This window comes from Campylobacter sp. CFSAN093229 (genome assembly GCF_011068225.1).
In the GTDB taxonomy this organism is placed as follows: domain Bacteria; phylum Campylobacterota; class Campylobacteria; order Campylobacterales; family Campylobacteraceae; genus Campylobacter_D; species Campylobacter_D jejuni.
Map to the genome: position 1 here is coordinate 52,765 of NZ_JAAMXB010000004.1, position 18,434 is coordinate 71,198.

Annotated in this window: 22 protein-coding genes and 1 pseudogene; 15 read left to right on the plus strand and 8 right to left on the minus strand. The window is 29.7% G+C overall.

The window, feature by feature from the left end:
- The first annotated feature begins 3 nt into the window (after positions 1-3).
- The 6 genes from peb1A (at position 4) to kcuS (ending at position 5,700) form a co-directional block, all read left to right on the plus strand.
- Complete coding sequence (peb1A, locus tag FBE93_RS01575) at positions 4-783, plus strand: bifunctional adhesin/ABC transporter aspartate/glutamate-binding protein PEB1a (protein WP_002853252.1); 780 nt, start codon at positions 4-6, stop codon at positions 781-783.
- Position 784: 1 nt separating this feature from the next.
- Complete coding sequence (locus FBE93_RS01580) at positions 785-1,537, plus strand: amino acid ABC transporter permease (RefSeq protein WP_002853332.1); 753 nt, start codon at positions 785-787, stop codon at positions 1,535-1,537.
- A gap of 10 nt (positions 1,538-1,547) precedes the next feature.
- Positions 1,548-2,207, plus strand: a complete 660-nt coding sequence (locus FBE93_RS01585; protein ID WP_059110924.1) for an amino acid ABC transporter permease — start codon at positions 1,548-1,550, stop codon at positions 2,205-2,207.
- 107 nt (positions 2,208-2,314) lie between these two features.
- The gene (locus FBE93_RS01590) at positions 2,315-3,244 is read left to right on the plus strand and encodes a ribose-phosphate pyrophosphokinase (RefSeq protein WP_002856539.1); all 930 of its coding nucleotides are present in this window, start codon (positions 2,315-2,317) and stop codon (positions 3,242-3,244) included.
- Between the two features lie 166 nt (positions 3,245-3,410).
- A complete protein-coding gene (locus tag FBE93_RS01595; RefSeq protein ID WP_165434105.1) occupies positions 3,411-5,522 on the plus strand; it encodes a carbon starvation CstA family protein in 2,112 nt (703 codons plus the stop codon).
- Positions 5,503-5,700, plus strand: coding sequence for a KCU-star family selenoprotein (kcuS, locus tag FBE93_RS01600; RefSeq protein WP_002867452.1), 198 nt, complete (start codon positions 5,503-5,505; stop codon positions 5,698-5,700). Before FBE93_RS01595 ends, kcuS begins: the two co-directional genes overlap by 20 nt.
- A 39-nt stretch (positions 5,701-5,739) precedes the next feature.
- Here kcuS and FBE93_RS01605 read toward each other — a convergent pair whose 3' ends face one another.
- A complete protein-coding gene (locus FBE93_RS01605) occupies positions 5,740-6,153 on the minus strand; it encodes an acyl-CoA thioesterase (RefSeq protein ID WP_002853544.1) in 414 nt (137 codons plus the stop codon).
- Positions 6,154-6,214: 61 nt separating this feature from the next.
- On the opposite strand from FBE93_RS01605, the gene ciaB reads away from it, so the two are divergent.
- The 3 genes from ciaB to cysM all read left to right on the plus strand — a co-directional run bounded on the left by ciaB (position 6,215) and on the right by cysM (position 9,471).
- Positions 6,215-8,047, plus strand: coding sequence for an invasion protein CiaB (gene ciaB / locus FBE93_RS01610; protein ID WP_002934304.1), 1,833 nt, complete (start codon positions 6,215-6,217; stop codon positions 8,045-8,047).
- A 101-nt stretch (positions 8,048-8,148) separates the two neighbouring features.
- Positions 8,149-8,445: an HU family DNA-binding protein gene (locus FBE93_RS01615; protein WP_002859562.1), complete on the plus strand. Its 297-nt coding sequence runs from the start codon at positions 8,149-8,151 to the stop codon at positions 8,443-8,445.
- 126 nt (positions 8,446-8,571) lie between these two features.
- On the plus strand, positions 8,572-9,471 hold the full coding sequence (gene cysM, locus FBE93_RS01620) for a cysteine synthase B (protein ID WP_165434106.1): 900 nt from the start codon (positions 8,572-8,574) through the stop codon (positions 9,469-9,471).
- A 6-nt stretch (positions 9,472-9,477) separates the two neighbouring features.
- Here the strand turns inward: cysM and FBE93_RS01625 are convergent, their stop codons facing one another.
- The 4 genes and pseudogenes from FBE93_RS01625 to FBE93_RS08285 all read right to left on the minus strand — a co-directional run bounded on the left by FBE93_RS01625 (position 9,478) and on the right by FBE93_RS08285 (position 11,465).
- Positions 9,478-10,038, minus strand: coding sequence for an SCO family protein (locus FBE93_RS01625; RefSeq protein WP_165434107.1), 561 nt, complete (start codon positions 10,036-10,038; stop codon positions 9,478-9,480).
- Complete coding sequence (locus FBE93_RS01630; RefSeq protein ID WP_165434108.1) at positions 10,035-10,487, minus strand: hypothetical protein; 453 nt, start codon at positions 10,485-10,487, stop codon at positions 10,035-10,037. The genes FBE93_RS01625 and FBE93_RS01630 overlap by 4 nt, the downstream gene beginning before the upstream one ends.
- A 3-nt stretch (positions 10,488-10,490) precedes the next feature.
- The gene (locus FBE93_RS01635; protein ID WP_002934307.1) at positions 10,491-10,910 is read right to left on the minus strand and encodes a copper chaperone PCu(A)C; all 420 of its coding nucleotides are present in this window, start codon (positions 10,908-10,910) and stop codon (positions 10,491-10,493) included.
- A gap of 85 nt (positions 10,911-10,995) precedes the next feature.
- A pseudogene (locus FBE93_RS08285) lies at positions 10,996-11,465 on the minus strand (hypothetical protein).
- A 156-nt stretch (positions 11,466-11,621) separates the two neighbouring features.
- On the opposite strand from FBE93_RS08285, the gene FBE93_RS01645 reads away from it, so the two are divergent.
- The 4 genes from FBE93_RS01645 (at position 11,622) to FBE93_RS01660 (ending at position 15,626) form a co-directional block, all read left to right on the plus strand.
- Positions 11,622-12,599: a murein L,D-transpeptidase family protein gene (locus tag FBE93_RS01645; protein WP_002856863.1), complete on the plus strand. Its 978-nt coding sequence runs from the start codon at positions 11,622-11,624 to the stop codon at positions 12,597-12,599.
- Positions 12,600-13,586, plus strand: coding sequence for an alanine racemase (locus tag FBE93_RS01650; protein WP_002934311.1), 987 nt, complete (start codon positions 12,600-12,602; stop codon positions 13,584-13,586).
- A 2-nt stretch (positions 13,587-13,588) separates the two neighbouring features.
- Positions 13,589-14,056 carry a tRNA (cytidine(34)-2'-O)-methyltransferase gene (locus FBE93_RS01655; RefSeq protein ID WP_002857075.1) on the plus strand — a complete coding sequence of 156 codons (468 nt, stop codon included), beginning with the start codon at positions 13,589-13,591 and terminating at the stop codon, positions 14,054-14,056.
- 103 nt (positions 14,057-14,159) lie between these two features.
- Positions 14,160-15,626, plus strand: coding sequence for a sodium:alanine symporter family protein (locus FBE93_RS01660; RefSeq protein WP_165434109.1), 1,467 nt, complete (start codon positions 14,160-14,162; stop codon positions 15,624-15,626).
- A 27-nt stretch (positions 15,627-15,653) separates the two neighbouring features.
- On the opposite strand, the gene FBE93_RS01665 is transcribed toward FBE93_RS01660, so the two are convergent.
- Together FBE93_RS01665 and FBE93_RS01670 are read right to left on the minus strand one after the other, a co-directional pair.
- Positions 15,654-16,382: an amino acid ABC transporter ATP-binding protein gene (locus FBE93_RS01665; protein WP_002934313.1), complete on the minus strand. Its 729-nt coding sequence runs from the start codon at positions 16,380-16,382 to the stop codon at positions 15,654-15,656.
- Positions 16,375-17,118, minus strand: a complete 744-nt coding sequence (locus FBE93_RS01670) for an amino acid ABC transporter permease (protein WP_059110922.1) — start codon at positions 17,116-17,118, stop codon at positions 16,375-16,377. The genes FBE93_RS01665 and FBE93_RS01670 overlap by 8 nt, the downstream gene beginning before the upstream one ends.
- 82 nt (positions 17,119-17,200) lie before the next feature.
- Between FBE93_RS01670 and FBE93_RS01675 the strand changes: the two genes are divergently transcribed.
- A complete protein-coding gene (locus tag FBE93_RS01675) occupies positions 17,201-17,380 on the plus strand; it encodes a hypothetical protein (protein ID WP_011812746.1) in 180 nt (59 codons plus the stop codon).
- Positions 17,373-17,942 carry a DJ-1 family glyoxalase III gene (locus FBE93_RS01680; RefSeq protein ID WP_002869165.1) on the plus strand — a complete coding sequence of 190 codons (570 nt, stop codon included), beginning with the start codon at positions 17,373-17,375 and terminating at the stop codon, positions 17,940-17,942. Before FBE93_RS01675 ends, FBE93_RS01680 begins: the two co-directional genes overlap by 8 nt.
- A gap of 29 nt (positions 17,943-17,971) precedes the next feature.
- On the opposite strand, the gene FBE93_RS01685 is transcribed toward FBE93_RS01680, so the two are convergent.
- Positions 17,972-18,337 (minus strand): histidine triad nucleotide-binding protein, encoded by a 366-nt coding sequence (locus FBE93_RS01685; RefSeq protein ID WP_002857192.1) that lies wholly within the window; start codon positions 18,335-18,337, stop codon positions 17,972-17,974.
- Between the last annotated feature and the right edge of the window lie 97 nt (positions 18,338-18,434).

Sequence of the window (18,434 nt, forward strand, 5' to 3'; positions counted from 1 at the left end):
AAAATGGTTTTTAGAAAATCTTTGTTAAAGTTGGCAGTTTTTGCTCTAGGTGCTTGTGTTGCATTTAGCAATGCTAATGCAGCAGAAGGTAAACTTGAGTCTATTAAATCTAAAGGACAATTAATAGTTGGTGTTAAAAATGATGTTCCGCATTATGCTTTACTTGATCAAGCAACAGGTGAAATTAAAGGTTTCGAAGTAGATGTTGCTAAATTGCTAGCTAAAAGTATATTGGGTGATGATAAAAAAATAAAACTAGTTGCAGTTAATGCTAAAACAAGAGGCCCTTTGCTTGATAATGGTAGTGTAGATGCAGTGATAGCAACTTTTACTATTACTCCAGAGAGAAAAAGAATTTATAATTTCTCAGAGCCTTATTATCAAGATGCTATAGGGCTTTTAGTCTTAAAAGAAAAAAAATATAAATCTTTAGCTGATATGAAAGGTGCAAATATTGGAGTGGCTCAAGCTGCAACTACAAAAAAAGCTATAGGTGAAGCTGCTAAAAAAATTGGTATTGATGTTAAATTTAGTGAATTTCCTGATTATCCAAGTATAAAAGCTGCTTTAGATGCTAAAAGAGTTGATGCGTTTTCTGTAGACAAATCAATATTGTTAGGCTATGTGGATGATAAAAGTGAAATTTTGCCAGATAGTTTTGAACCACAAAGTTATGGTATTGTAACCAAAAAAGATGATCCAGCTTTTGCAAAATATGTTGATGATTTTGTAAAAGAACATAAAAATGAAATTGATGCTTTAGCGAAAAAATGGGGTTTATAATATGAATGAAAGTGTAGGTTTTGTTGAACATTTAAGACAAATTCTTACTTCTTGGGGTTTATATGATGAAAATAGTATAAGCCCTTTTGCGGTATGGAAATTTTTAGATGCTTTGGATAATAAAGATGCTTTTATTAATGGTTTTATTTATACTTTAGAAGTAAGCATTCTTGCTTTGCTTATAGCTACAATTTTTGGAACTATAGGCGGAGTTATGGCTACAAGTAGATTTAAAATTATCAGAGCCTACACTAGAATTTACGTAGAGCTTTTTCAAAATGTTCCTTTGGTAATACAAATTTTCTTTTTGTTTTATGCCTTGCCTGTTTTAGGTATAAGACTTGATATATTTACTATTGGTGTATTGGGTGTTGGAGCTTATCACGGAGCTTATGTAAGCGAGGTGGTTAGAAGTGGAATTTTGGCTGTGCCAAGAGGTCAGTTTGAAGCTTCTGCTTCTCAAGGGTTTACTTATATTCAACAAATGCGTTATATTATAGTACCTCAAACCATTAGAATTATTTTACCACCGATGACAAATCAAATGGTAAATTTAATCAAAAATACCTCTGTATTGCTTATTGTAGGTGGAGCTGAGTTAATGCATTCTGCTGATAGCTATGCAGCTGATTATGGAAATTATGCGCCAGCTTATATATTTGCAGCGGTTTTATATTTTATAATTTGTTATCCTTTGGCTTATTTTGCAAAGGCTTATGAAAATAAATTAAAAAAAGCACATTTAACGAGATAAAGGGTTGTTAATGGAAAATGTTTTTAATGCACAAAATATTGAATTTTTAATGCAAGGTTTATTTCTGACATTAAAAATAGCCTTAGCAACTTGTATTATTTCGATTGTTTTTGGAACTTTTTTAGCTATAACTAAAAATTATGGGGATAGATTAAGTAAATTTTTAGCAGCTTGCTATATAGATATTTTTAGAAATACTCCTTTGTTATTATGGATGCTTGCAGCTTGTTTTGTTCTACCTGTATTTTTTGGACAATTTCCTCAAGCTTTTTGGGGTACTATAGGATTTTCACTTTATACGAGTTCGGTTATGGCTGAAATTATTAGAGGTGGATTAAATTCTATACCAAAAGGTCAGTTTGAAGCAGCTTATTCTCAAGGTTTTGGTAAATTTTTTACTCTTTTTTATATTATTTTACCACAAACTTTTAGAAAAATAATACCTGCTTTATTATCTCAAATTGTAACCACTGTAAAGGATACAGCTTATTTAGCGGGTTTAGGTATAGCTGAACTTACTTATAATTCAAAAACTATATTGGCAAAACTAACAAGTTTTGAAGAAATTTTAGCGATGATAGGTGTTGTTGCGGGAATTTATTTTATAATATGTTTTTCGCTTTCTATGTTGGTAAGATATTATGCCAAAAAGACAGCTTGCATTTCTTAAAAAAGCTTATATTTTTATATAAGCTTTTTAAATTTACAGCAGTTTTTAACATTTTTTTTATTAAAATCTTTTGTATTAATTCATAATTTTATTGATTAAGGTTTTTTATGCGAGGTTATAAAATTTTTTCAGGCTCAGCTAATGTCGAATTTGCAAGACAAGTTTCTAAATATCTCTCCCTGCCTTTAAGTGATGCTGGAGTAAAGCGGTTTAGTGATGGAGAGATTAGCGTTCAAATTGATGAGAGTGTACGCGGAAAGGATGTTTTTATTATTCAAAGTACTTGCGCTCCTACAAACGATAATTTAATGGAACTTTTAATTCTTACAGATGCTTTGCGTCGCTCAAGTGCAAATTCAATTACGGCTATTATCCCATATTTTGGCTATGCGAGACAAGATAGAAAAGCAAATCCTAGAGTGCCAATTACTGCTAAACTTGTGGCTAATTTGATTCAAGCAGCTGGGATTGATCGCGTAGCTACGATAGATTTGCATGCAGGACAAATTCAGGGTTTTTTTGATATTCCAGTAGATAATCTTTATGGAAGTATAGTTTTTAATGATTACATTAAAGCCAAACATTTTAAAAATGCTATTATAGGAAGTCCAGATATAGGGGGTGTTGCAAGAGCTAGGAGTGTTGCAAAGCATTTAGGACTTGATATAGTTATAGTTGATAAGCGTCGTGAAAAAGCCAATGAAAGTGAAGTAATGAATATTATTGGAGATGTAAAAGATAAAGAAGTTATCTTAGTGGATGATATTATTGATACTGCTGGCACTATAGTTAAAGCCGCGGAAGCTTTAAAAGAAAAAGGTGCAAAATCTGTTATGGCTTGCTGTACTCATGCAGTTTTAAGTGGAAAAGCCTATGAGAGAATAGCAAGTGGAGCTTTAGATGAGCTTGTGGTAACAGATACTATACCTTTAAAAGAGCAATTACCAAATATTAAAGTATTAAGCGTTACACCTGTTTTTGCTGAAGTAATACGTCGTGTTTATCATAACGAAAGTGTAAATTCTCTTTTTATTTAGATTAAAAAAGCTTAAAGATTATTTTTAAGCTTTTCATTTTTATACTACTTAAAGAAACAAAAAACATATATTTTGTTAAAAATGTGAAAAAACTAAACATCTTTCTATACAATTTAATCTATAAATCTGCTATTCTTTGAAAATATTTTATTTTCTTAGGAGAAATATGACTCAGTTAAGTACTAAAATTTTATGGTTGTTTGTTGCAACTTTAGGCGCTATTTGTTTTGGTTATTTAGCTTTACAAAATGGCGAAAGTGTATCAGCGATTTATTTGGTGGTTGCTGCTGTATGTATTTATATGATAGGATATAGATTTTATGGGCGTTTTGTAGCTTATAAGGTTTTAGAACTTGATAAAAATCGTGCAACACCAGCACTTGTAGAAAATGATGGGCGTGATTTTGTGCCTACAAATAAAGCTGTATTATTTGGACATCATTTTGCTGCTATTGCAGGAGCGGGTCCATTGGTAGGACCTATCTTGGCTGCTCAAATGGGATATTTGCCTTCTATGCTTTGGATTTTAGTAGGAGGAGTTTTAGCAGGTGCTGTACATGATTTTGTTGTTCTTTTTATATCTACTCGTAGAAAAGGTAGAAGTCTTGGCGAAATGATTAAGGATGAGATGGGTAAATTTATAGGTGGAGTTGCTATGGTAGCGATTTTTGGCATTATGCTTATTATTATTGCCATTTTAGCTATGGTAGTTGTAAAAGCTTTAGCAGAATCTCCATGGGGTTTATTTACTATCGCAATGACTATTCCTATAGCAATATTTATGGGAATTTATATGCGTTTTATCCGTCCAGGTAGAGTAGGGGAGGCTTCTATAATAGGTTTTGTGCTTTTAATTTTGACTATTCATTATGGTAGCGTTGTAGCTGCTGATCCTTATTGGGTTAAAATATTTACTTTAGAAGCTCCAACTTTGGCAATTGTTATGATGGCTTATGGTTTCATTGCTTCTGTTTTACCTGTGTGGTTTTTGCTTGCTCCAAGAGATTATCTTTCAACTTTTTTGAAAATCGGTGTTATTGTGGTAATGGCTGTAGCTATTGTTTTGGTTGCTCCTGATTTACAAATGCCAAAAGCAAATACTCAGTATTTTGATGGAACAGGTCCAGTATTTGCAGGTGGAGTGTTTCCATTTTTATTTATTACCATTGCTTGTGGTGCGATCAGTGGTTTTCATGCTTTGATTTCTAGTGGAACTACTCCTAAAATGCTTGAAAACGAAACTCATGCTTTGGCTGTTGGATATGGCTCTATGCTTGCTGAAAGCGCTGTGGCGATTATGGCTTTAATTTGTGCTTGTATTTTACATCCAGGTCTTTATTTTTCTATAAACTCAAGCTCTGCTTTGATAGGAACAGATGTTGTAAATGTAGCACAAACCATTTCAAGTTGGGGATTTAGTATTGCTCCTGAAGAAATTACTACTTTAACCGCAAATATAGGAGAGCATACTATACTTTCAAGAACAGGTGGAGCTCCAACTTTTGCTATAGGTGTAGCTTTGATCTTGCATGAACTTTTTGGCGGCGTGGATTTGATGGCTTTTTGGTATCATTTTGCTATATTGTTTGAAGTTTTATTTATTTTAACAGCGGTGGATGCTGGGACAAGGGCTTGTCGTTTTATGGTGCAAGATATATTGGGTAATGTTTATAAACCTTTAGGAGATATTCATAATTATCCAGCTGGACTTTTGGCTACGGCTTTAAGTGTTGCAGGTTGGGGATATTTTCTTTATCAAGGCGCCATTGATCCTAAGGGAGGAATTTATACACTTTGGCCTCTTTTTGGCGTGAGTAATCAAATGCTTGCGGGTATGGCTTTGCTTCTTGCTACAACTATACTTGTAAAAATGGGCAAGGCAAGATATACTTGGGTTACTTTAGTACCTGCGGTATTTGTCTTAGTGGCAACTCTGTATGGAGGAATTCAAAAAATTATGCCTTATGAAGAAGGCAATAAAGTAGCAAATGCGGTAAGTCATGTAGCCGCCGTTAGCATACAAAGTCAAAAAATTAAAGATTTAGAATTTAAATTAAATAATACTAAAGATGAAAAAGAAATTTCTACAATTAAAAAAGAAATTTCAATAGCCACTCAAAGTAAAGTTGGAAATTTACTTAATGCAATTCTTTGTGTGTTCTTTATGATAGCTACCTTGCTTGTTATAATTTCTTGTATAGGAATTTGCTTAGGTAAAATTAAAATTCCTCTTAAAGAAACTAAGTATATTAAGATTGATGAATTTCAAAAAATTTAAGTATTATTATGAAAAAGCCGAAAGGTTTTTTCATCCCTTGGTGGGACTTTCTAGTTATGATAAGTATTTAGAACACATGAAACAAAAACATCCAGGAAAAATTCCAAAAACCAGAGGGGAATTTTTCAAAGAATGTCTAGATAAAAAATATAATAGTGGCGGTTTAAATAAATGCTGATAAGCTTAAAGGATAAAGTTTTATCATACAAAATAAGCTTTAAGCATTTAAAAAGCCATGAATTCTTTTAAGTTCTTCACTAATAGGCTTTTTCTTTCCATCTCTTGTAACACTTACATAAGTTACTAAAGCCGAAGTTACATTAATGCAAGAAGTACAACCTTGAGAATCCACTCTTTGAGCTGTGACTTCTACTTCAACGCTGATTGAAGTGTTGCCCACATTTACAACTTTAGAGTAGCAAGAAATTATATCGCCTATAAAAACAGGTTCTTTAAAAACTACTTTATCCATAGAGATGGTTACAACGCGTTCAGGAGAAAGTTCTCTTGCTGCGATAGCTCCTGCTAAATCGATTTGTGAAAGTATCCATCCGCCAAAAATATTTCCTGCTGGATTTGTGTCACTTGGCATAGCTACAATTTTTAATTTTGGTTCTCCCATATCTCTCATTTTTACTCCTTATTTTAAAAAATGAATTATAATTAAAAAAGTTAAAAAGGAGAATAAAAGTATGAATAATTTTAAAGAAATAGCTAAATTGGTTAGAAAATACAAAGAAAAAAATAATGCGTTATATGAGTTTTTAGACAAAGAAGATGTGGGCGAGTATTTTAGATCTTTGATTTCTTTAAGTGAGTTAAAACAAGATACAACAACTATGCTAGCCATACTTAGGCGTTTGGTTGATTTAAAGGAAGAAAATTTAGTTCAAGAGTGGAAAAAAAACAACTTTAAGGAAGATAAGATTATAGAGTTAAAACATAAGTTCTATGAAGAGGTTAGAAAGTTTTACGAAAAAGAACATCAAAATTTAATTAATGAAATAAAAGAGAAAAAACTTTTAAATAATTTTTATCAGTCCTTAATACAAGGAGTGCATAATATAGGTTTAATTATGAATATTTTTGAAATTTCTTGGACTAAAGAAATTATAGAAAAAAATAATAAAATTTTATCTACTCAATTTCCAAATTTAGATGATGCAATGGAATTTTTACGTAAAAATCATTTATATCAAAAAACTCCAGAAGGAGAAATTTGTGAGCGAAGCTATGGTGTTTTAGTTAGAATAGGAAATTTATGGAAATTTGTTCCTTATGCGAGATTTTTCGAGAATGAAATTTTAAAATTAGAATTTGCTTTTGAAAATATGATTGATCAGCTTAAAATATTTGCTAGCAACGAAGAGGAAAAAGCTTATATAGAATATTTTGAAAAATTAAAATTGGCGTTTTGTGAAAAAGATGAAGATAGAGTTATAAAAGCTTGGCAAGAAGCTGAATTTGCTTGGATGAAAGTAAAATCACCTTTACAAGTGGGACATCCTTTAGAATATTATGAAGATAATTATACTCATGCGGTGGCATTAGAATGGGATATAAGAATAGAAGATGAAAATGATTTTGATGTTTTGAAATTTGGTAATGAAATTAAAGAAAGTTTTGAACATGTTTATAAAAATATAGGACTTGAAGATTGTGAATTAGAAAAAGAAGTTTTATCTAATATAGAAAAAACTCAACTTTATATTTGCACTCCGATGATATTTTATGGTGCTGAACTTAAAGGTTTATTCTCAGCTCAAGTTGTTCCAAATGATGAGTTTGTAAGTTCTAAGGCGGGCAAAAAAATATTTGCCTTTATAAATTTTGTATATGAAAATGCTAAAACAAAGCCTTTTATGAAAATTTCTAGCGAGATTTTTGATAAAGAATTTTTGGATTTTGGAAGAAATATTTTATTTTATCAGGAAAAAATTTGGAAAAGGGTTTATGAGGTATCAACTATAGGTCATGAATTTGGTCATATATTTTTTATTGCTAATGATACCGAAAAAACAATGAATCAGAGTGGTTTTTTTAAAAATATAGAAGAATATAAAGCTACTACAGGTGGACTTATAAATTTCTTTTATCATGAACAAGATGACTTGATAATGCCTGTTTTTCATGAACTTATAAAAAGAGCTATTGGACTTATTTCTTGGCAAAGGGTTGATGAAGTTAGACCTTATTATACAGAAGGACTTATTCATCTTAGTTTGCTTTTTGAAAGTGAAGTATTGATTTTTGAAAATAATAATTTGAAGATAAATTTTGATTTAGGGCATTATGAAAAATTTAAAGAACTAACTTTAAAAAATTATCATGAATTAGCAAAATACTATGCTTTAAGACTTGATGCAAAAGAGTTTTTAAGTAGATTTTGTGAAATTGAAGATAATATTTTTCTTCCTATTATGCCTAAGTGTAAAGAATTTGTTAAATTTTATTATGATTTATACGAGAAAATTGGCAATGAAATTGATAATAGCGGAGAATTTGAAAGATATAAGAAAAAATAATAAAGTTTTTTGAAAAAAACTTAAAAAAGGCTGTTTTTTACTTGATATTGTTTTTTAAATATGCTAAAATTAGGCGTTTCAATTAAAACAAAGGAGCTTTTATGACTAAAGCAGATTTCATTTCATTAGTTGCTCAAACAGCTGGGCTAACAAAAAAAGACGCTACTACTGCTACTGATGCAGTTATTTCTACTATTACTGATGTTTTAGCTAAAGGTGATAGCATCAGTTTTATTGGTTTTGGTACTTTTTCAACTCAAGAAAGAGCTGCTAGAGAAGCTAGAGTACCAAGCACAGGAAAAACAATCAAAGTTCCTGCTACAAGAGTTGCAAAATTTAAGGTAGGTAAAAACCTTAAAGAAGCTGTTGCAAAAGCAAGCGGCAAAAAGAAAAAATAAAACTTCGGCTAGATAAATTCTAGCCTTCTTTCTTAATTAATTCAGATATTTTGTATCTTTTATTTACTTTATTTTTTTAAACTTTTATAAAACTATCATTATTAAATAAAAAAGGATATTAAAATTATGAAAGCATATGAAAAAGTAAGCGAGCTTATAGGAAATACTCCTATTATACATTTGAAAAAATTTGGTATCAATGTTTTTGCTAAATGTGAATTTTTAAATCCTAGTCATTCTATAAAAGATAGAGCAGCTTTTGAAATGATTAAAGATGCTTTAGATAGTAAAAAAATTAATCAAGATACTACAATAGTTGAAGCAACTAGTGGAAATACTGGAATTTCTTTGGCTATGATTTGTGCAGATTTGGGACTTAAATTTGTTGCTGTAATGCCTGAATCTATGAGTTTAGAAAGAAGAAAAATGATAACACTCTTTGGTGCTAGGTTAGAATTAACTCCTGCAAATTTAGGAATGAAAGGAGCGGTTGATAAAGCAAATGAAATATTATTAAATACTCCAAATTCTTTTATGGTTTCTCAATTTGAAAATATTTCAAATAAAAATGCGCATCGTAAGAATACGGCTTTAGAAATTTTAAGAGATTTGGATAATAAACTTGATATTTTTGTAGCTGGTTTTGGAACTGGCGGTACTATTAGTGGAGTTGGGGAAATACTAAAAGAAAAATTAGAAAAAGTGCATATTGTTGGAGTCGAGCCTCTAAATTCTCCATTGTTTAGCAAAGGTGAAGCGGGAAGCCATAAAATACAAGGAATAGGGGCGAATTTTATACCTGCTATTTTAAATAAAGAAATTATAGATGAAGTGATCACGGTAAGTAATGAAGATGCTATAAATACAGCCAAAGAACTTGCCAAAAGTGGTTTAATGGTAGGTATATCAAGTGGAGCAAATGTATTTGCCGCAAGTATGCTAGCAAAGAAATTTCCAGATAAAAGAATTTTAACTATGCTAAACGATACGGCTGAAAGATACCTCTCAACTGATCTTTTTGCTTAAGTATAATTATTGAGAATTTAGAAAAATTCTAAGTTCTCTTAAAATTTCTTGTGGATTTAAATCGCTAATTTCTTTATAAAAATGACCTTTTTCATCAATAAGATAAAGCATATTGCTATGTGCTATAGAATAACCCATAAAAGAATCATTTAGATCTATTTTTTGATATTGAACATTATATTGTTTTGTTATTTTTTGAAGAGTTTTTTCATCTTTTGCAATTAAGGCATCTGCTTTTGGGTAAAAGTATCGTAACCATTCGTTTGTATTGCTTAAGTTGTTATCTCTATTTGGATCTAAAGAAATAAAAAGAAGATGAGCCTTAGGATTATTGATTTGCTTTAAGGCTTTGCCTACTAAACTAAGAGTTGCCGGACAAACATCAGGGCAATAAGTGTATCCAAAATAGATAATAAGCTTATCTCCTTTAAAATCTTTTAGGGTGTTTTCCTCTTTTAAATCTGATTTTAAGATAAAATCATAAGAATTTTGATGATTTTTAATAAAAAATATTACACCTAAAATAATGGCAACTATAACTATAAACAAAATAATATTTTTTTTCATTTTTTTAGCTCAAAATCAAAATAAAACCCTATGGGTTTATTATTATCTATAAATTCTACCCTAAAACGCATAGTATCTAAAACGCAAGCAGCAAGAACTATTTTACTTTCATAGTCTGTTGAATTTAATCGATGTATTTTAGGTTTAATTTCACCCATATACATATTTAATCCATAAATTTTAATTCCTAAGTTGTTATAATTTCCTAGATTTACAATCTTTAGATTTGTAACATCTAAAGATTGTAAGGGTTTGGGATTTAGGGAAATTAAGACTTCTTTATTATTAAAACTATATGTGCAGTCTTTAACATTAAGATCGCAAGTCAATGGGGTAGAAAAATCAGCTTTTGTTATTTTTTTAGAATCTTTTATTATATAAAAATCAAAAATAATATATAAAATAGCAATAACAAAAGCAAAAGCTAGGATAAAAATAATTTTTCTCATTAATTAAAATTCTTTAGAATCAATATTTTTTAACTCTATGATTTTATGATTATTAAATTTTAAATCTAAATTTACCTTCGTGTCTTTAATAATAGGTTTTTTTAGTTTTAAAAGCATTATATGGTAACCTCCTGATTTAAGCTCTGTGCTTGAATGAGCTTTTATAATAATTTCAGGAATTTTTTGCATCATCATTTTTCCATCTTTATGTATATGTGTATGCAGCTCACTGACTTCACTGATATCGCTTTTGGCACTTATTAGAGCAATATCCTTATTAGTATTATTAAAAATGGTAAGAAAAATAGCACTATTTTGCGCATGAGGTGGAGTTTGTTTTACAAAGGCATTTTTTACCTCTATATCATTAACAGCCCAAAGATTTACAGCAAAAAGAGCACCTAAGAGAAGAATTTTTTTCATATTGTATCCTTATTTTTATAATATTAAATATTTGTTCATTATATCAAAAAATATTTTTATTTGAATATAAAATTTTGAAAATTTTTCAATGTGTGTTACCTGTTTGAAAATTTTTTTGCATAGTAACATCAAAATCAAAGAAAAAACCAGTTGGAGCATTATTGTTTAAAAATTCAACCCTAAATCTAGAATCATCGGTAATGCTTCTACCTATAAAATTTATAAGAATATCACCATTAACTATATTAAATTTAGGAATGATATCGCCTATATAGGAATTTAAACTATAAATTTTAATCTTTAAATTAGAATAATGAGGAAAATTTTTAATTTTTATAGTAGTTTTATTGAAAATTTTTATAGGTTTTGGGTAGGCTGAAACTTCAATATTTTTTTATTAAAAGAAAAAACACAATCCTGTAAATTTAAGTCACAAGTTAGAGGTTGGCATGTATTTAAGCTAAATACACTTTCTTTCTTTTTATCATATAATGCATAAAAAGCTAAAAACAAAATGCCTAAAAAAGACATTACTATAAAAAAATTTCTTATCATTATAGACAACCTTTTAAAACAAGCCTTTATGATTTATAAAAATTATATCATAAATAAGGCCGCATTGTTAATATAATTAATATTTTTTAAGAAAAAAAATATTATAATCACAAACATTTTTGACTTAAAAAATTTTGAAATACCTAAGGAAAAACATTGTTAAAACGACTTGCTTTATTAATTACACTTTCTTCATTGATGTTACATGCCTCAGATCTTGTTAAAATTTATCTTAATCAAGGGTTAGATGCTGTTGGTGTAGCGATTGAAAAAGAATTAACTCAAAAGGATTTTTGGTTAAGTGAAATAGGAGATAAAAATATTTCACTTGGATACTATGATGATAATGTTGCTATCGTGCTTACAAATAAAACAGATAAAATTCTCCGTGTTTATTCTTACGAGGACGGAAAAATAAGAAAAGATTTTGAACAAAAAGAAATAATAACTGGATTAATGGGCGATAAAAAAATAGAAGGAGATTTGAAAACGCCAGTAGGTTTTTATGAGTTAGGCCGTAAGTTTAATCCAGGTGATCCTTATTATGGTCCCTTTGCTTTTGCTACAACTTATCCAAATTTACTTGATAAAGTACAAGGAAAAACAGGTGGTGGTATTTGGATCCATGGCTATCCTTTAGATGGTTCTAGACTTGATGAATTTAAAACAAGAGGATGTATTGCTTTATTTAATAATAATTTGGAGAAATTTGCACAAGTTGTACAAGATAAAAAAGTTTTTGTTATGACAGAAGAAAAAGAAAAAATTAGAGCTAAAAAGGATCAAATAGCTAGTTTATTGGCTGATCTTTTTACATGGAAACTAGCTTGGACAAATAGTGACACTAATACCTATTTAAGTTTTTATGATGAGCAAGAATTTAAACGTTTTGATAAAATGAAATTTGAACAGTTTGCTTCCATGAAAAAATCTATTTTTTCTCGTAAAGAAGATAAAAAGATTAAATTTTCAGATATTAATATCAGCCCTTATCCGAATTTAGAAAATGAAACTATGTATAGAATTTCATTTTATGAGGATTATTACACTAAAAACTATCAGTTTAGAGGCGATAAAATTTTATACGTTAAGATAGATAGTAAAGGTAAAATGAAAATTTTAGCAGAGCAATAAATGTCTTTAATAAAAATTGATCAAAAAGCTTATGAATATAATTTAAGACATATTGCTAAAAAAATAGGGAGTTTTCAAAGATTAATTTGCGTTTTTAAAGATAATGCATATGGACATGGAGCTAAGCTTTTAGCTCCATTAGCCAAAAATTTAGGAGTTTCTTTTGTTGCTGTTAAGAGTGAAGAAGAAGCTCGAGAAATCGAAGAATTTTTTGAGAATATATTAATACTATCACATCGTCCTCATGGTAATGAAAATTCTAGATTTATTTATGCTTTAAATGATATTTCCCAAGTAAAAAAATACAAGCAAGATATAAAAATACATCTAAAAATAGATACAGGCATGCATCGCAATGGAATTTGTGTAGAAAATTTAGAACATGCTATAGATCTTATTCAAAGTAGTGATTTAAAACTTACTGGAATGTTTACACATTTTGCTAGTGCAGATGAAATGGATGGAAGTTTTTTTGTTCAAAAAGAAAATTTTCAAAAAGCTAAAAAGATAGTAAAAAAATATTTTTCAAATTTATTATTTCATTCGCATAATTCTGCAGCATTATTTAGAGGGAAAATTCCCGAAGATGAATATTGTAGAGTTGGGCTTGTTCAATTTGGATATGGGGATTCAAATTTAAAAAGAGTTTTAAGCTTGTATGCTCATAGATTAAGTCAAAGGATTTTACAAAAAGGACAGAGTATAGGATATGGAGGCATTTTTACTGCTGCAAAGGATATGGAAGTAGCGACTTATGATTTGGGTTATGCTGATGGTCTTTTCCGATACAATGGAAAAGGGGAGTTAGTGCTTGGAAATGGAAAAGCAATGCTTGGAAAGATGTCAATGGATAGTTTTTCTTGTGAAAATTCTGGCGAGGAAATTTGCGTGTTTAAAGATGCTGATATTTGGGCTGATTTTTTTCATACTATTAACTATGAAATTTTAGTAAAATTAAATCCTAACATTCAAAGAGTTCTAGTATAAATATGTTTAATATAGTTTTAGTTCACCCTAGAATACCGCAAAATACAGGTAGTATAGGTAGAATGTGTTTTAATGCTGGTTTTAAACTTCATATCGTTAAACCAACTGTTTTTGATATTTCTCAAAAGGCTGTTAGAAGAGCAGGGCTTGATTATTGGGATAAATTAGAACCCATTATTTGGGAGAATCTTGAAGAATTTTTAAATGAAAATATGATTTATAAAAATCGCTTTTTTTTCGCAACAACTAAGAGTCAAAAAGCTTATTTTGATGCAAAATTTCAGAAAAATGATTTCTTATTCTTTGGAAGTGAGAGTTATGGCTTACCTATGGAATTAATGCAATTAAATTGGGAAAATGCTATAACTATACCTATGAAATCTTATGGAAGAAGTTTAAATTTAGCTACAAGCGTTGGTATAATCTCTTATGAAGCTTTAAGACAAAATTTTAGCAATTTTGTTTCTTAAAAGTTTCAAATTTACACAATAACTTAAAACAAATAAAATCATAAAGTCCTTTTTATAGAAATTATGTTAAAGTAAAATTTAGATTATTTTTTGAGGAGTTTGGATGAATTTAGATATTATGCTAGATTTTGCCAATAAAGCGTCTGATATTATAGCTAATAAGATTGTCCCAAATACAGACATTATTATGGTAATTTTACTTATTGTTTGTGGGCTTTATTATAGTTTTTTAACTCGCTTTGTTCAGTTTCGTATGTTGAGTTCTGTATTTAAAATTCTTACAGAAAAAAACGAAGGACACACTAAAGAACATATTTCACCTTTTCAGGCATTGATGATCTCAACTGCTTCTAGAGTTGGTATAGGAAATATCGCTGGAATTTCTTTGGCATTGGCTACAGGTGGCGCTGGTGCTTTATTTTGGATGTGGGTTATGGCATTTTTTGGCGGTGCCTCAGCATTTGCTGAAAGCACCTTAGCTCAAGTTTACAAATCAAAAGATGATACAGGCGGGTTTAAAGGTGGTCCAGCTTATTATATAAAAAAAGCCTTAGGCTCACATTTTTTTGGAGCTTTTTTTGCTTTTATTCTTATTATTACTTATGCTTATGGATTTAACGGACTTCAAAGTCAAACAATGACTTCGTCTTTTAAAGTTTATTATGATATGTTTAATCCAAATGCTGCTGTAGATTTTGCATCAAGTTCTTGGCCAATGATTATTGGTATTGTTTTAACTATTTTTGGTGCATGGATGTTTTTTTCTCACCATACTAAAATAGGTAAAATTAGTTCTTTAATTGTTCCTTTTATGGCTTTAGCTTATGTTTTACTTGCTGTGATTGCTGTTTTAATGAATTTTGATAAAATTCCTTATGTGGTTCATATGATTTTACAAAGTGCTTTTGATTTTAAAGCGATTTTTGGTGGTTTTGCTGGTTCTGCCTTAGTTATAGGGATTAAAAGAGGACTTTTTTCAAATGAAGCAGGTATGGGCTCGGCACCTAATGCAGCTGCAGCAGCTTTGACAAGTCATCCAGCTAAACAAGGTGTTATACAAGCCTTTTCAGTTTTGATTGATGTTGTTGTTTGTACAAGTTCTGGATTTTTAGTTCTTTTTTCTATGGCATATTTAGGACTTGGAGAAAGTAAAATTGATGGTGGAATGCCTTTAGTTCAAGAAGCTATGCGTGAGTATTATGGTAGCTTTGGAATCCATTTTATTACTATAGCTATTGTTCTTTTTGCAATAACTTCTTTAATAGGAAATTATTATTATGCTCAAGCTAATGTTAAATATTTAACAAATTCCAAATTTGTAATGAATTTGTTTAGAATTACAGCTGTGGCTATGATTTTTATAGGCTCGCAAATGAATTTAAAACTTGCTTGGAATTTGGCTGATTTGACTATGGCTTTCATGGCAACGACAAATATTATATCTTTATTGCTTTTAGGTGGTATAGTAAATAAAGTTTTAAAAGATTTTAATACGCAACAAAAATCTGGTATAGATCCTAAATTTAATGCTAGCAAACTTGGAATTAAAAACGCTGAATGTTGGGATTAAAATTCATAAGCCTTAATGGCTTATGAATTAATGATTTAAAACCTTGTTTAAAAATTCTCTCAATCTTTCATTGCTAGGATTTTCAAATACTTCTTTAGGGCTTGCATCAACAGCAATTTTTCCTTTATCCATAAAAAATATACGATTGGCAACATTTCTAGCAAAGCCCATTTCATGAGTTACTACAAGCATAGTTAAACCTTCTTTTGCAACATCTTTCATAATGCTTAGAACCTCGCCTATCATTTCAGGATCTAGAGCTGAAGTAGGCTCATCAAATAAAATAACATCAGGATTCATCATCAAGCTTCTAGCAATAGCTATGCGTTGTTTTTGTCCGCCAGAGAGCTTATGGGGCATTATATTTTCTTTGTCTGCTAAACCCACCTTAGCAAGAAGTATTTTTGCTTTTTTTATGGCTTCTTCTTGACTTAAAATTCCTGTTTTAATGGGTGTTAAACATAAATTTTCCATAACATTTTTATTAGCAAAAAGATTAAAATGCTGAAATACCATGCTAACTTTTTGCCTGATCTTATTAATATCAATTTCTTTATCAAGTATGTTTTGTTTATTGATTAAAATTTCCCCACTATCAGCTAGTTCTAAGCGATTGATGCAGCGTAAAAATGTACTTTTTCCGCCTCCACTTGGACCTATGATAGCTATTACATCGCCTTTTGAGATTGTAGTGTTAATATTTTTTAAAACTTCTAATTCTCCATATTTTTTTTGTAAATTTTTAACTTCAATCATTTTTATTCATCCTAAGTTCAAGTTTTTTTGCAAAATAACTAAAAATTTTTACACTTACATAATAAACAAGTCCAGTGAAAATAATAGGTTTTGGATTGTAAAGTACGGCTTGCAAGCTTTGACTTTGCATGGTAATATCAATAACACTAATAAATCCTACAACAGAAGTTTCCTTAAATAAAGAAATAAATTCATTAGCTAATGCAGGTAGAATGTTTTTAGTAGCCTGAGGAAGAATAATTTCTTTCATTGAAGTTTTGTAATCAAGTCCCATTGCTCTTGCAGCTTCCATTTGTCCTTTATCTACACTATTAATGCCGCTTCTTACAATTTCTGCTATATAAGCCGAGCTATTAAGTCCTAGTGCAAGAATGGCTGCATAAAGGTTATCTATAAAAGTAAAAATTACAAAAGCAAAAATCATCAATTGTAAAATTACCGGTGTTCCTCGTATAATGTCTATATATTCATCTATAATAAAATTAAGTGTTTTAAATTTAGAGAAGCGTAAAATAGCTAAGCTAAAACCAACAATCACTCCGATAATAACAGCACAAGCAGTTAATAAAAGCGTAATAAGATAACTTTTTAAATAAGCTTTTGCATTTTCTGTATAGCCATAGCTTACAACTCCACTAGGATCTTGAATTTTTAATATTTCTATCGGGAAAGAAAAATAGCCCCATAAAATAATAATAACAAAAAAAACAAAAATTCTTATATTTTTCTGATTCAATTTGTAAACCTTTTCAGAGGAATTATTTAAAAAAAGATTTTATAGAAATATCTTTGAATTTTCTCTAAAGATTTAAAAAAATGTGTTAGAATTTCCCAAAAATAAGGTTGTATTTATGGAAATTTTAGATTTCATTCTAATAGTTATTTTTGTGTTTTTAATGATTGTTTTGGTCATAGGTTTTAATCGTCAAATGATGCAAAAAAACAAAGAAAGAGAAGAAAGATTTAAAAAATATAAAAAAGGAGAACAAAATGAGTAAAAAAGTATTAATTCCATTGGCTCAAGGTTTTGAGGAAGCTGAATTTATAGGAATTGCGGATGTTTTAAAACGAGCAAGAGAATTAAATCCAGATTTGGAAGTTGTTATAGCTTCGTTAAACAGTGAGTTATTAGTAAAAGGTGCTAATGGCATTAGTATAAAAGCAGATTGTTCTATAGAGGATGTTGATATAGAAAATTTAGATGCCATTGCTTTGGCGGGTGGCTTTGAAGGTATGATGAATCTTAAGAATTCAAATGTTATTTTAAATATCATTAAACAACTTCATAGCAAAAATAAAATTGTTGCCGCAATCTGTGCTTCTCCTATAGTCTTAAATGAAGCAGGTGTTTTAGAGGGCGAGTTTGCTTGCTATCCTAGTTGTGAAGTTGGACTTAATGGAAATCGTGTTAACAAGGCTGTAGTTGTAAATAAAAATGTTATAACTTCAGCAGGTCCAGCTACGGCAATTCTTTTTGGTTTAGAGCTAGCTAAAAAGTTATGCGGTGATGAAATTTATCAAAAATTATATGAGGGAATGTTGCTACCTTTGACAAAATAGTTTAAATGGTAGTTTTTCTACCATTTAAACTAAAATAAAGCTTGAGGATTTTCTTTTTTTGTTTTTTCCTTAGGCAGTTCAAAACCTCCAAGCATATGAAAATGCAAATGAAAAACTTCTTGTCCGCTATTTTTTCCACAGTTTGTTACCAAGCGATATCCACTTTTATCTACACCTAAAAGAACAGCTAATTCTTGTATGAAACTTGTCATTTTGGCCATAAGTTCAGGATCAAATTCTTGAAAGTCTTTAAAATGTTTTTTAGGGATTATAAGTATATGTATGGGTGCTTTGGGTGCAATATCATGAAATGCTAGAAAATCGTCACTTTCAAGCACTTTATTGCATGGAAGTTTACCTTCAACTATGAGTTCAAAAATTGTTTTTTCTTGCATTATTTATCCTTTTTTATTGTTGGTTTGATACAATTATATCTTTAAAGTTTGGTTTTTATGCTGAATTTAAAATAGTTTTTAATAGAATTAGAACTTG

What these genes read in the sequence shown, in the direction of transcription:
- FBE93_RS01625 (WP_165434107.1), bottom strand. Translation starts at nt 10,038, where the DNA reads ATGAAAAAAAATATTATTTTGTTTATAGTTATAGTTGCCATTATTTTA.
- FBE93_RS01605 (WP_002853544.1), bottom strand. Translation starts at nt 6,153, where the DNA reads ATGAGAGATATGGGAGAACCAAAATTAAAAATTGTAGCTATGCCAAGT.
- peb1A (WP_002853252.1), top strand. Translation starts at nt 4, where the DNA reads ATGGTTTTTAGAAAATCTTTGTTAAAGTTGGCAGTTTTTGCTCTAGGT.
- FBE93_RS01585 (WP_059110924.1), top strand. Translation starts at nt 1,548, where the DNA reads ATGGAAAATGTTTTTAATGCACAAAATATTGAATTTTTAATGCAAGGT.
- FBE93_RS01680 (WP_002869165.1), top strand. Translation starts at nt 17,373, where the DNA reads ATGAGTAAAAAAGTATTAATTCCATTGGCTCAAGGTTTTGAGGAAGCT.
- kcuS (WP_002867452.1), top strand. Translation starts at nt 5,503, where the DNA reads ATGAATTTCAAAAAATTTAAGTATTATTATGAAAAAGCCGAAAGGTTT.
- FBE93_RS01660 (WP_165434109.1), top strand. Translation starts at nt 14,160, where the DNA reads ATGAATTTAGATATTATGCTAGATTTTGCCAATAAAGCGTCTGATATT.
- FBE93_RS01590 (WP_002856539.1), top strand. Translation starts at nt 2,315, where the DNA reads ATGCGAGGTTATAAAATTTTTTCAGGCTCAGCTAATGTCGAATTTGCA.
- FBE93_RS01665 (WP_002934313.1), bottom strand. Translation starts at nt 16,382, where the DNA reads ATGATTGAAGTTAAAAATTTACAAAAAAAATATGGAGAATTAGAAGTT.
- FBE93_RS01650 (WP_002934311.1), top strand. Translation starts at nt 12,600, where the DNA reads ATGTCTTTAATAAAAATTGATCAAAAAGCTTATGAATATAATTTAAGA.
- FBE93_RS01615 (WP_002859562.1), top strand. Translation starts at nt 8,149, where the DNA reads ATGACTAAAGCAGATTTCATTTCATTAGTTGCTCAAACAGCTGGGCTA.
- cysM (WP_165434106.1), top strand. Translation starts at nt 8,572, where the DNA reads ATGAAAGCATATGAAAAAGTAAGCGAGCTTATAGGAAATACTCCTATT.
- FBE93_RS01580 (WP_002853332.1), top strand. Translation starts at nt 785, where the DNA reads ATGAATGAAAGTGTAGGTTTTGTTGAACATTTAAGACAAATTCTTACT.
- FBE93_RS01685 (WP_002857192.1), bottom strand. Translation starts at nt 18,337, where the DNA reads ATGCAAGAAAAAACAATTTTTGAACTCATAGTTGAAGGTAAACTTCCA.
- FBE93_RS01655 (WP_002857075.1), top strand. Translation starts at nt 13,589, where the DNA reads ATGTTTAATATAGTTTTAGTTCACCCTAGAATACCGCAAAATACAGGT.
- FBE93_RS01635 (WP_002934307.1), bottom strand. Translation starts at nt 10,910, where the DNA reads ATGAAAAAAATTCTTCTCTTAGGTGCTCTTTTTGCTGTAAATCTTTGG.
- FBE93_RS01630 (WP_165434108.1), bottom strand. Translation starts at nt 10,487, where the DNA reads ATGAGAAAAATTATTTTTATCCTAGCTTTTGCTTTTGTTATTGCTATT.
- ciaB (WP_002934304.1), top strand. Translation starts at nt 6,215, where the DNA reads ATGAATAATTTTAAAGAAATAGCTAAATTGGTTAGAAAATACAAAGAA.
- FBE93_RS01595 (WP_165434105.1), top strand. Translation starts at nt 3,411, where the DNA reads ATGACTCAGTTAAGTACTAAAATTTTATGGTTGTTTGTTGCAACTTTA.